This window comes from Geodermatophilus sp. URMC 62, from assembly GCF_052931475.1.
In genome coordinates, this window is record NZ_JBRFHY010000001.1 from 3213302 (window position 1) to 3225743 (window position 12442).

A 12442-nucleotide genomic window follows, 5' to 3' on the forward strand; every position below is an offset into this window, starting at 1 on the left:
AGCGGGTGCCGGCCGGTGCTGAGCCGCGACCCGGCGCCGCTGTCCGCGTGGTCTCCGTGCGGCGGCCGGAGGCCCCAGTCTGTGTGGGGTGCCGGGGGCTGTCCAACCCGGACGCCCGGCTGCAACGCCGGCCGGCGGCGGGGCCGGGGTGGGACGGGGCCGTCATGATGGCGAGGGTGCGGACGACGGAGCTTCCGGGAGCGACCGGCGCCGGCACGGGACCCGTCGGCGGTTCCGCCGCAGACGGGGTCCGGCGTCCCCGCCGCGGCGGGTGAGTCGCCGTCCATGACACGTCCCGTGACCCCGGCGGCGGGCGCCGGGTCGTCCCGGCACCCGGCGCGGCGGGCCCTGGTGGGACTGTCCGTCACCCAGGTCACCAGCTGGGGCGTCCTCTACTACGCCTTCCCGGTGGCCCTGGCCTCGATCACCGCCGACACCGGGTGGTCGGCGACGGCGACCACCGCGGCCTTCTCCGCCGGCCTGGTGGTCTCCGCCCTCGCCGGCATCCCGGTCGGGCGGTGGCTCGACCGGCACGGCCCGCGCCGGGTGATGACCAGCGGGTCGCTGCTGGCCGTCCCGGCGACGGTGGGCATCGCGCTGGCGCCGGACTACGCGGCCTTCCTGGCCGCCTGGCTCGTCGCGGGTGCGGCCATGGCGGCCGTCTTCTACCAGGCGGCCTTCGCCGCGCTCACCCGCTGGTACGGGGACCGCCGGGTGGAGGCGCTCACCGCGCTCACGCTCGTCGCGGGGCTGGCCAGCACGCTCTTCGCGCCGCTGACCGACGCGCTGCTCCGCCACCTCGACTGGCGGGGGACCTACCTGGTCCTCGCCGCGGTGCTGGCGGTCGTCACCATCCCGGTCCACGCCCTCGCCCTGACGCCGGCCTGGGAGGTCGAGGCGCACTCCGCCGACGCCCGGCGCCCTCCCGAGGGCCGCGTCCCGTCCCAGGTGCGCAGCCGCGAGTTCCTGGCGCTCTCGGCCGCCCTCACCGTGACGGCCCTCGGGCTCTACGCGACGAGCCTGACGGTGATCCCGCTGCTCACCGGGCGCGGCTTCTCGGCGTCGCTCGCGGCCACGACGCTGCGACTGCTCGGCGCCGGCCAGCTGCTCGGGCGCCTCGTCTACGGCCCGCTCAGCGCCCGCACCACCCCGACCGGGCGGGCCACCCTGCTCATCGGTGCATCGGCGCTCGCCATCGGGCTCCTCGGGGCACTCCGGGGCCCGGCCGTCGCCCTGGTCGGCGCCGCCGTGGCGCTGGGCGCGGTGCGGGGCGCCTGCACGCTGCTCCAGGCGACCGCGGTCGCCGACCGCTGGGGCACCGCCCGCTACGCGACGCTGTCCGGGTACTTCGCCGCGCCGATCACCGTGGCCACGGCACTCGCCCCGTGGGCCGGGACGGCGCTGGCCGCGGCGATCGGCAGCCACACCGCCGCCTTCACGGTCCTGGCCGCAGTGGTCGCCGCAGCGGGAGTGGTGGCGTGGTGCAGCGGACCCCGCCGGGGACCTCGCCGGCCGGACGCGCGAGGGTCGTGACACCGGCGCCGTCCCGGCGGGTCCTCCGGCCCTGTCCGCGCCACGGGCACCGCTGCCAGGGTGCTCGTGCCGAGGGCAGGGAGCCCCGTGCCGCGGAGGAGACACCATGGCGATCACCGAGGTCGGCAGGCCGGGACCCGTGCGCGACGAGGTCCTGACGGCACTCGCGACGGATCTGCGCGGGACCCTGTTCCGCCCGCACAACGACGGTTACGAGACGGCGCGGCGCGTCTGGAACGGCGACGTCGACCGCCGTCCGGCGGCGATCGCCCGCTGCCTGGACGCCGCCGACGTGCAGCGCGCGGTCGCCTTCGCCCGGGACGAGGGGCTGCTGCTCTCCGTGCGCGGCGGCGGGCACAGCGCCCCGGGCTACGGCACCAACGACGGCGGTCTGGTGATCGACCTGTCGCCGCTCAAGGCGATCACGGTGGACGCCGACGCGCGCACCGCGGAGGTCGGCGGTGGCGTCCTGTGGCGCGAGCTGGACGAGCAGACGCAGCGCGCGGGCCTGGCCACCACCGGGGGCACGGTCTCGAACACCGGGGTCGCCGGGCTGACGCTCGGCGGCGGTCTGGGCTGGCTCATGGGCAAGCACGGCCTGGCGGTCGACAACCTGCTGTCGGCCGAGGTGGTCACGGCAGACGGCGAGCTGCACACGGTCGACGCCGACCGCGAGCCCGACCTGTTCTGGGCGCTGCGCGGCGGTGGGGGCAACTTCGGCGTCGTCCCGTCGCTGCGCTACCGGCTGCACCCGGTCGCCGAGGTGCTCGGAGGCATGGTCGTGCACCCGCTCGACCGGGCCGGTGACGTGCTCCGCTTCTACGGCGACTTCTGCGCCACGCTGCCCGACGAGGCCGAGGCCTACTGCGCGCTGCTGACCGATCCGCAGGCCGGGGTCCCCGTCATCGCGCTGCTGCTCGGCTACAACGGCCCGCTGGACGAGGGGGAGCGGGTGCTGCGGCCGGCCCGGGAGTTCGGCCCGCCGCTGGCCGACCTCGTGGTGCCGATGCCCTACGCGGCGCGCCAGTCGATGCTCGACCAGCCCAACGCCGTCAACGGGCTGCACCGCTACTGGCGCTCCGCGTTCACCGAGCAGCTGGACGACGGCCTCATCGACGCCGTCACCGCGGCCGCCGCCGGTTTCACCTCACCGCTGAGCGCGATCCTGTTCTTCCACGTGCACGGTGCGGCGACCCGCGTCCCCCCGGAGGGCACCGCGTTCGCTGCCCGGCGTGCGCAGTGGGACGTCGACGTCATCGCCCAGTGGACCGACGCGGGGGAGTCCGGGCGGCACACCGACTGGCTCCGCTCGCACTGGGCGGCGGCCGAGCCGCACATGGCGGGCAGCGCCTACGTCAACCACCTGGCCACGGACGACGTACCGGAGAAGGTGCGGGCCTCCTTCGGCACGAACCTCGACCGGCTGCGCCTGCTCAAGGGCCGCTACGACCCGGCGAACCTGTTCCGGCTGAACCCGAACATCACGCCGGCGGCGTCGTAGCTCGCGCGGTCCTCCCCGGCGCGGAGACGCCGGCGACCTCGAGTACCGCCCCCCGTCCGACCGGGCTTGACCTGCGTCATCGACGGTAGTCCAATACCCGCATACGTATACGGTGGTCCGGGAGGCGAGGATGCCCAACAAGACGATCTACGTGTCCGACGACGACCTCGCGCTCTACGAGCGGGCCCAAACCCTGGCCGGCGGGAACCTGTCCGCGGCCGTCTCCCGCGCCCTCCGCCGCTTCGTCGACGCCGAGGAGGCCCGCCAGGGCGGGTACGAGCAGGTGATCGTGCGGACCGGCAGCGGCCGCGACCGCCGCGAGCAGCGGTTCTCGGGCGTCCTGCTCGGCGAGTGGCGGCACCCCACGGCCGAGCGGCGCATCGAGCGCTTCCGCGTCTACCGGACGCCGAAGGGGAAGTTCGCCCTGCACACCAGCCGGATGCCCGACTGGGCGGCGTGGTCGGACCCGGAGACCTGGCGCGGCGGCTGGCACTGGGACTGGGACCGCTGGGAGCGCGAGCGCGGCGGGAACCCGGCGGAGAACTGGCGCGACTTCAAGCAGGGCCTGAAGGAGAACCTCCGGCGCGACCTCTCCCGCGGCTGGTGGTGGGGCCCGACCGAGGAGACCCTCGACGTCGCCGACAGCCTCGAGGATCTGCGCGACAAGATGCCGGCCGACTTCTACGACACCCTCACCCGGGAGGGCAGCCGCCCCGACGTCGAGGACCTCGACATCTGATCCCGACGGAGCGGGGTGACGGCGGCTCCTGGATCCCCACCCGGTCCACCGTCAGTCCGCACCGCCGTCATCGGGTGCGGTGCCGGTGCCTGCCGGGTCGCCGTCGTCCCCGGTCGCCTCACCGCCGGCGTCGGGGGCCGGGGTGGCCGCTCCGGGCGGCGGGCCGGCCGGGACGGTGCTGCCGGCGAGGACCGGGTCGGCGGGAGGGAAGGGGACCATGGGGGCGCCGGTCAGGACGGGGGCCATGGCGTTGTGCCAGATGGTGGCGCCCATGCCGCCCCCCTGCCCGCCGATGTCCTGGTTGGCCTTGGGGTTGAGCACCATCACGCTGGCGGAGTACCGCGGCGTGTAGCCGGCGAAGGCGATCGAGAAGTTGTTCTGCGTCGTCCCGGTCTTCCCCGCGATCTGGTGGCCGGGGACGAAGGCGGCCGGGGCGGTCTGTCCGGGGTGGCCCGGTTCGACGTCCTTGCGCATCATCTGGGCGAGGGTGTGGGCCACCGCCGGCGAGACGGCCCCGACGGTGCAGGTGTCCCCGGTGTCGATCGGCGTCCCATCGGGCCCGGTCAGCGGCTCACCGTTCCGGTCGAGGACGGCGGTGACCGGCGTCGGGTCGCACTGGGTGCCGCCGGCGGCCAGCGTCGAGTAGGCGCTGGCCAGGTCCAGCGGGCTGGTCGCCTCGGCGCCGAGGGTGAACGACCCGCGGTTCCCGCCGATGATCTGGTCGGCCGACGAGGCGGTGAAGTGCATGCCCATCCGCTCGGCGACGCGCACCGGTCCCTCCACGCTGCCCAACTCGTCCTGCAGCGCCATGAAGTAGGGGTTGGAGGACCTGTAGAGCGCCTCCTCCATGGTCAACCTCCGCTTCTCCGAGCTCGCGAAGGCGTACACGACGTAGGGCCGGCCGTTGTTCGTGTAGACCCGGGAGACGTACGGGTTGGTCGTGGTCAGGGTGTGGTCGGCGGGGATGCCCCGTTCCAGTGCGGCGGCGGCGGTGAAGACCTTGTAGGTCGACCCGGCGCCCTGGCTGTAGGCGGTGTTGAGGACGACGGACTCGCACTGCGGGTCCGAGCAGCCGTACTCCCGGTTGACGCTCATCGCCAGCACGTGCCCGGTGCCCGGTTCCACGGCGGTGTACATGCCGGCCAGCGGGTCGCCCATCGGCAGCACGCTGAGCACCGCTGCGTCGCCGGCGGCCTGCACGTCCGGGCGCAGCGTGGTCCGGATGGTCAGGCCGCCGGCGTCGAGCGTCTCCTCGGGGATGCCGAGGGTCTGGGTCAGGTACTGCTGCAGGTAGGCGCAGAAGAAGCCGCCGATCACGGCGTCGATGCAGCCGTTGGGCGACGCGGCGCCCGGCCGGGCGGAGACCGGCGAGGCCGAGACCTCCGTCAACTCCTGCTCGGTGATGTGGCCGAGGTCGTACATCCGCTGCAGCACCTGGTTGCGCCGGGTCTGCGCGTTGTCCGGGTGGGTGATCGGGTCGTCGTTGACCGGGCTCTGCACCAGCCCGGCGAGCATCGCCGCCTGCGCCAGGTCGAGGTCGGCGGCGTCGACGCTGAAGTACCGCTGCGCGGCGGCCTGGATGCCGTAGGCGCCCTGGCCGAAGTACACGAGGTTGAGGTAGCGGGTGAGGATCTCGTCCTTGGAGTAGGTCTCCTCCAGGGCCAGTGCCAGCCGCGCCTCGCGCAACTTGCGCGCCAGACCGGCCTGCCCGTCCTGCTCGGTGGCCGCCTGCCGCTCCTCGGCGGTGTCGGCTGTCTCCAGCAGGGTCTGCTTGACCAGCTGCTGGGTCAGCGAGGAGCCGCCCTCCTGCACCGAGCCGGCGGCGGCGTTGGTCACCGCGGCGCGCAGCGTGCCCTCCACGTCGAGGCCGTTGTGCTGGTAGAAGCGCGAGTCCTCGATGTCGACCAGCGCCTGCTTCACGATGTCGGCGATCCGGTCGCTGGGCACGGGGGTGCGGTCGTCGGTGTAGAAGCTGGTGATCAGCGACCCGTCGGCGGCCAGCACCCGGGTGTTCCCGGGCACGTCCTGCGTCAGCGCGACCGGCAGCTCGCCGGGCGAACTCACGGAGCTCTGCACCAGGACACCGGCACCGCCCGCCCACGGGAGCGCGAGCGCAGCTACCAGCGCTCCGGCCACGACCACCGCTGACGCCAGCCTCACCAGGACGGCGGACCGCGAACGTCGAAAGGACCACATCAGCGGCAACTTACGTGAGCCGTGTTGCTCACGTGTCGCGGTGACCCGAAGGGCTGGACCGCCAGCACGCTTCGCGAAGCGCCTGGTGGCGGAGGGTGACGCCGTGGGAGCCCGGAGCGCCGACCGCCGCGGCGTCCAGCTGCGAGGGCCGATGGTGTGGTGGTCAGTGAGCCACGTCGACGGTCCTCGCGGATGGACACAGCACACGCTGGACCGGGACCACGTTCTGTCTGCCCGAGGTGCTGGAGCCCCATCCGCCGATCCAGGGACCTCCGCCTCCGAGATCTCCCGTGGCCGCGCCGACCGGGACTGCCCGGATCCGGTGGACTCGTTCCGGTGGGGGTCGGGCCGCTGCTGCGGCGTGGGTCCGTGCCTCGTGTGCGCCCGGTGGAAGTCGGCCGCAGCGGTGACGGCGACGGCGGTGGTGGGTCCGTTCGATCCAGGTGGTGATCGCTCGCCGCAGCTCCTCTCGGGTCCTGCTGCGATCGCCCGAGGTCGGCGGCGCCGGGCGACCTCGCGGGCGGCATCTTCAGCCTGTGCTGCTGGCAGGACCCCGAGAGCCCGGAGTCCCGGGCGACCTGGGCAACCGACGCCTCGCCCTCGCGGGCCACGGCGATGACGTCACGACGGACTCCGGCGGGCACGCTGCTGATCGCCTCCAGCGAGGCCAGGCCGATCGAGTGCCGCCGTTCGCGGATGCAGCTGCGGCGCGCCGGGGGCCGCGGGCGAGGCCGCAGTGCCGCGCCGTGACCGCGCTGCGCCGTGGAGTTCCAGAGGCGCGTCGGCCCGAGCCAGTGTGAGGACCGACGCGCCGCCGGATCAACCGCGGGCTGCCGCCACCGGCAGAGCGGGCGACGGCCCTCCGTTGCCGTACAGCTCCACGTGGGGCTCCGGCTGCGAGAGGCCGTCCTGTGCCTGGTCGTCGGCGAGTGGGAGGAGCACACGCAGCGACGAGCGGCCGTCCGGGGACGGCTCCGAGATCACGTGACCTCCCAACGCCTCGACCCGGTCCACGAGCGTCTGTTCGCGTCCACCTGTCCCGGCGCGCAGGCCCCGCGCGGAGATGACCAACCAGTTCCCGGCGGCGTCGACCCTGAGCTCTGATCGGAGGGCCATGCCCCGCACCGCCTCGACACAGCACGAGTAGGCGGCCGCTTCGACTGCAGGGAGGAACCGCCGCCCCCGGATCCCGTCCCCGATGACGACCTCGGGTTCCTGGGTGGACCTCCGGGCGAACGACTGGAGCGCCGCGGCCAGCCCTCGCCGGGCGAGCAGCGGGGGGAAGACACCCCCGGTGATCAGACGCAGTGCGTCGATGGCCGTCCCGGTCACGTTCTCCAACTCGTCCATGCTCCTCACGACGACGTCGGCTTCGCAGTCGAGCACCTCGAGGCGGCCGAGTGTGTCCTGGACCGGCGTCAGCCGATCGATGACCTCCCGCCGGATCGCGGCGGCCACGAGCGCCCGTTCGGTGTCGGCCGCGCTGACCAGCCGTCGGCGGGACGCGGCCAGCTCCTCGGTCTGCTGGAGGACCTCCGCCGCTCGTGCCTCCAGAGCGGCGGTCAGGGCGAGGTTGCGGAAGGCCAGGCCGTCCTGGGCGGCGAACTCGCCCAGCAGTCGGCGTTGCGCGCGGGTCAGGGACCGGCCCGGCGCCAGGGTCAGGCCGATCTCACCGAGGAACTCGTCGCCGTGGCGGACCGGGATGCAGGTCGCCGGAGCCGGCCCGCGCCCGTCCGGCCAGCTCGCGGTGAGGTCGGGGGCACCGGCAACCGCAACTCGCACGACGGCCCGTTCCGCCCCGGCGACCTCAGCGCTGGCGCGTGCCGTGAGAGTGAGCACCGAGGGATCGGAGCTGTTGGCCGCCAGGCGGCGGCTGAACTCGGCGAGGCTGTCATAGGGTGCCGCCCGGGTTCCGTAGACCATGCGGTCCGCCAGCCGGTCGACCTGGCGGCGCAAGGGCTGGAACGCCAGCGCGACGACCGCGTAGGCGAGCACGGAAGCCCACACGGTCGAACCCGCCCCACCCAGGACGGTCCCGATCGCGACGACCACCACCACGTAGCCCGCGGTCACGAATGCGGCGAGCACAGCCAGCCGCACCGCGCTGCCGACGATCACGTCGATGTCGTAGAGCCGGTGGCGCAGCACTGCCACACCGGTCGCCACCGGAACGGTGAGGTAGCCGAGCAGGAAGACGGTCTGCACGTAGGGCGGAGCGGCGCTGCCTCGGACGAGCCCGATGACGAGCGTGACGGTGACCGCCGCGGTGAGGGTGAGCCCTGCACCGGCGATCCAGCGCAGCTGCTGGCGCTCGTCACCTCGGGCTCGGCGCAGACGGACGACCAGGGCGACCGCCCCGCCGAGCAGGCCCAGGGTGAGGCCGATCTCGGAGAGCCTCGTGAGCTGCGTGCTCAGTGCATCTGGCGGTCCCGGGGCGTCCCCGGGCATCCGGCTCGGCGGCGTGAGGAGCAGACCCACGACGCCCGACCCGAATGACGTCACCTGCAGTGCCAGGACCGGCCGCCAGCGAGGGGACGGCAGGTGCCCGTCCGGCGCCAGCAACAGGAGGATGCCGACGAGCGTCAGCGCGAAGCGGGCGCCGAGCAGGCCCCCCACCCACCAAGCCCACTCACCGACCCGCGCCGACGAGCCCACTCCGTGCTCCCTGACGGTCGAGCCCAGGGTCTGTGCGGCCAGTCCGATGGCCGCGCCCGCCTGGCCGATGCAGAACAGCCAGCCGATGCGGTGCCGCGGATGGCGCGCCACGATGAGCGCCCCCACCACCGCGCCCACGACCACTGCCACCGGGACGATGGGGAAGGTCCTCGTCAGCGCCTCGCGTGAGATCAGCGGGACCCCGGCCACCACCAGCAGCACGACCTGGGCGACCACGCAGGCCACCGTCATCGCGACGAGGCCCCAGGCCAGGGCGGGGCGAATCACGACGCAGCACCGTCCGCCGGGACGGGGATCCGGCCCGAGACACTGGTGCCCGCTCCCGGCCGCCCGGTGACGGTCAGCACGCCGCCGGCCGCGTCGACCCTGTCGTGCATGTTCGCCAAGCCCGACCCGGACGGCGGCGTGCCGGCGGGCAGCCCGCCGCCGTCGTCGCACACCACGAAGCGCACCGTGTCGTCGTCGTCCTCGAGCAGGACCTCGATGTGCCGTGCGTCGGCGTGCTTGACGGCGTTCTGCACGGCCTCGAGACAACAGAAGTACACGGCCGCCTCCACATCGCCCGGCAGGCGGCGGCCGGTGCGGTCGATCAGTCGGACCGGTACGGGGCTGGCGGTGGTCGCCGCGCGCAGCGCCCGCCCCACGCCTTCCTCGGCCAGCGAGCGCGGATACACCCCCAGCGACAGGTCACTGAGCGTGGCGACTGCGGTCCGGGCGGCAGCCACCTGATCGGCGAGCAGGACGGGCAGCCGCTGCGGGTCCCGCTCGGCGACCATCCGGACCATGCGCAGCCCCACGGCCAGAGCCACCAGGTGCTGCTGAGCGCCATCATGGATGTCGCGCTCCAGCCGAGAGCGAGCCGCGTCGGCGGTGGCGACGATGCGCTGCCGCGACACGCGCAGCTCCTCGGCCCGCGCACTGCTCTCTGCGATCTGCTGGTGCAGACGGGCCGTGAGTTGCGCATGCTGGAGCGCCAGGCCCGCCGAGCTGAGCAGATCGGCCAGCAGCCGCTGCTCGACCGGGCTGAGCCCGCCGCCGTCGCCCTCGCGCCGCACGATGCGGCCCAGCCGCTGGCCGCCGTGCAGGATGTCGTGCACGTGGATGCCCCGCGCGGAGCGGTCGGCCGGTTCGGCATCCACCGGCCAGCGCGCGGCCAGCTCCTCAGCGCCCGCGGGACCGAAGAGCCAGACCTCGACGCTGGCGGCGCCGGTTGCCTCGGCCAGCAGCCGCGCCATCAGGGGGCACACCTCGTCGTACGACAGCGGGCGGGTCATCTCGGTGCTGAAGTCGGCGAGCTGGTCGTAGGCGGAGCCGACCAGGCGGCGGTGCAGGGCCTGTCGGACCGGCTCCAGGGTGACCGCGACGATCGCGGTGGCCAGGACCGCCAGCGGCACGCTGGGGGGCGTCTCGTGCAGCAGCGCGCCGATGCCGAGCACGACCGCCGCGTAGACCAGCGTGACGAACGCTGCGAGGCACATCAGCACCACCGGCGTGGCAACGGCCGGGCGCGGAGTCCGTCGGCTGCCCGGGGTCACCCGGTAAGTCTGGCCGGGGGCCGGCGACCTGCCCAGGGGCCTGGCCGCCCGCCGGGGTGGTGCCAGCACCCCGGGCGCGTGCGCTCCGGCAGACGTGTGGCCGGGCGTCGAGGGCAAGAGGACGGCGACGAGGCGGCGGTCGTCGACGGGGACTGGCCCACCGGCTTCGGGGCAGCCAGCCTCCCGGGAGGTGCGGGACTCCGCCCCGACGTGTGGTGCTGACCGACTGCCGCGGCGTTCGGGGCGTTCCTAGCGTCCTCGCCACCGGTCCCGGTTCGGGGACCGGCCGAGGCGCCGCCGAGGAGTTCCAGTGAACGACTTCCAGCACACCGACGTGGCGGCCACGCGGGCCGCGCCGCCATCCTCTCGCAACGCAATCGTGCGGTTCGTCCGCCGCCGCCCGCTCACCGCATGGCTGATCTGGGCCTTCACCGTGGGGCAGGCGCTCGCCTTCGTCCCGGTCATCGGGGCGCTCAACGACGTCGAGGTGCTGACCCGACCGCTGATCTGGCAGACCTTCGTCTGCGCCAGCTCGGTCATCGGCCTGTTCCTGCCGGCGGCGGTCATCACCCGGATCGTGGACGGCTCGGAGGGTCTGCGGGCGTACTGGCGCAGCGCCTTCGCCGTCGGCGTGCCGGCGCGCTGGTACGCACTGGCCTTTCTCGGGGTGCCCGTCGTGGCCACCGTGCTGGCTCTGACCCTGTTCGGCCCCCCGGCCCCCGGTGCGTCCGTCGCGTCGGTGCTGCTCACCGGCTTCGTGCTGCAGACGGTCCTGACCTTCCTGCCCAACAACTGGTGGGAGGAGCTGGGCTGGATGGGCTTCGTCCAGCGCCGTCTGCAGGACCGCTACAGCAGCGCGGTGCGCGCCGCGCTGCTCACCGCTCCGCTGTTCGGGCTCTACCACGTCTCCCTGGTGGTCCTCGCCGGGGCGAGGGGAGCCTTGACGATCGGGATCCTGATCCTGCTGGCCGTCACGTTCCGCATCGTCATGGGGTGGGCCTTCAACCGGACCGGCAGCCTCTTCGTGGTCGGCCTGCTGCACGCCGTCGGTAACGGCATGGCCCTCGGCGCGGGTTTCGGCTTCGGCACGGGCGTGATCCCCGCGCTCTACCCCGACGCCGCCCTGGCGGGCTTCATCCACCTGCTGAGCTTCGTCGTCATCGGCATCGCCGTGCTCGTCGCCACCCGAGGGCGGGCCGGCCTGGACGCGCAGGTCCCGCGCCCGTCTGACCGTGCCCAGGTCGAACCCGTTCCATCGCCCCGCAGGGCGGAGGTGACCGACCGGGTGGGACAGATCGAGGTCTAGTGCCCTGTTCGCCGCCGAGGTGGTGAACGACTGTGCGCCACCTGGCGGCGTGCAGGCCGGCGTGGTCACTGGATGGCACGTCAGTGATGACCTCAGGGCGGCAGGCCACGAGCGCCTGGAGGTCGTTGACGTCTTCGAGCGCGCTCGACGCCCTGACGCTCCGACCGCGCACCTGGGGGCACGGTCAGGGCTCGTGACCGGCGGTTGGTCGCCCCAGGGGTCGCCGACCGCTCCGCCCGCGTCCCGCACGGAGCGGCTGCGGCAGGAAGCGTGGCTGGAGCCGGCGGGCACGTCGTTCCTCGACCACCACGACCAGCCGATCCTCAGCTGCTCCGGGGTGCTGGCACCCCGGACAGGTGTGGGGAGCAGGAGGGTGTGGTCGGCCGGTGTCCGCGACACTGGGCGGAGAGGTGATGGCTGGTGGCCCAGGTGCGGGTGCTCATCGTCGATGACCAGGAGCCCTTCCGACGGGCCGCGGCTACCGTCGTCGAACTGACCGACCCCTTCGTCGTCGCGGGCACCGCCGAGTCGGGCGAGAGTTGCCTGACGGCTGCACGGGCCGTCCTCCCGGACCTGGTGATCATGGACGTCGGGCTGCCCGGCATCGACGGGCTCGAGGCCGCGCGCCGCCTCTCAGTGCTGCCCCGTCCTCCGGTCGTGGTGCTGGTGTCCACGCACGACGAGGAGGAGTTCGGCGACGCCGCTCGCTCGTGCGGCGCCGTTGCCTACATCAAGAAGTCGGTGTTCGGGCCGGATCGGTTGGCCGCGGCCTGGGCGCTGACGTCGAGCGGCAGCACCGCCGGAAACTCGACGGATCCGTCCGGATCGAGCACCTCGTCCCGTTGACCGCCGACGGCCTGTCGCCCGGTCGGTGACCAGCTGGGAGCCGGACGCCGGATCGTCGGGCCGCCGGCCCCGGACCGACTGGCTCACGAGAACCAGCACGCAGTGGGCTC

Annotated in this window: 8 protein-coding genes and 1 pseudogene; 5 read left to right on the top strand and 4 right to left on the bottom strand. The window is 73.8% G+C overall.

The annotated features are described in order from the left end of the window. Nucleotides 1-285 precede the first annotated feature (285 nt). The 3 genes from ACU616_RS15725 (at nt 286) to ACU616_RS15735 (ending at nt 3773) form a co-directional block, all read left to right on the top strand. A complete protein-coding gene (locus ACU616_RS15725; protein WP_446759380.1) occupies nt 286-1533 on the top strand; it encodes an MFS transporter in 1248 nt (415 codons plus the stop codon). 106 nt (nt 1534-1639) lie between these two features. Next, a complete protein-coding gene (locus ACU616_RS15730) occupies nt 1640-3034 on the top strand; it encodes an FAD-binding oxidoreductase (RefSeq protein ID WP_446759381.1) in 1395 nt (464 codons plus the stop codon). Between the two features lie 130 nt (nt 3035-3164). Beyond that, nucleotides 3165-3773, top strand: a complete 609-nt coding sequence (locus ACU616_RS15735; RefSeq protein WP_446759382.1) for an EXLDI protein — start codon at nt 3165-3167, stop codon at nt 3771-3773. Between the two features lie 51 nt (nt 3774-3824). On the opposite strand, the gene ACU616_RS15740 is transcribed toward ACU616_RS15735, so the two are convergent. From ACU616_RS15740 to ACU616_RS15755, 4 genes and pseudogenes are all read right to left on the bottom strand, one after another. Further along, entirely contained in the window at nt 3825-5837 is a 2013-nt protein-coding gene (locus tag ACU616_RS15740; protein WP_446759383.1) for a transglycosylase domain-containing protein, read from the bottom strand. A 478-nt stretch (nt 5838-6315) separates the two neighbouring features. Then, a pseudogene (locus ACU616_RS15745) lies at nt 6316-6456 on the bottom strand (IS3 family transposase); the annotation flags it as partial. Between the two features lie 332 nt (nt 6457-6788). Further along, complete coding sequence (locus ACU616_RS15750) at nt 6789-8912, bottom strand: hypothetical protein (RefSeq protein ID WP_446759384.1); 2124 nt, start codon at nt 8910-8912, stop codon at nt 6789-6791. Continuing rightward, nucleotides 8909-10123, bottom strand: coding sequence for a sensor histidine kinase (locus ACU616_RS15755; protein ID WP_446759385.1), 1215 nt, complete (start codon nt 10121-10123; stop codon nt 8909-8911). Before ACU616_RS15755 ends, ACU616_RS15750 begins: the two co-directional genes overlap by 4 nt. Before the next feature lie 367 nt (nt 10124-10490). Between ACU616_RS15755 and ACU616_RS15760 the strand changes: the two genes are divergently transcribed. Both ACU616_RS15760 and ACU616_RS15765 read left to right on the top strand, forming a co-directional pair. Next, nucleotides 10491-11486, top strand: coding sequence for a CPBP family intramembrane glutamic endopeptidase (locus ACU616_RS15760; protein ID WP_446759386.1), 996 nt, complete (start codon nt 10491-10493; stop codon nt 11484-11486). Between the two features lie 420 nt (nt 11487-11906). Then, complete coding sequence (locus ACU616_RS15765; RefSeq protein ID WP_446759387.1) at nt 11907-12332, top strand: response regulator; 426 nt, start codon at nt 11907-11909, stop codon at nt 12330-12332. Nucleotides 12333-12442: the final 110 nt, after the last annotated feature.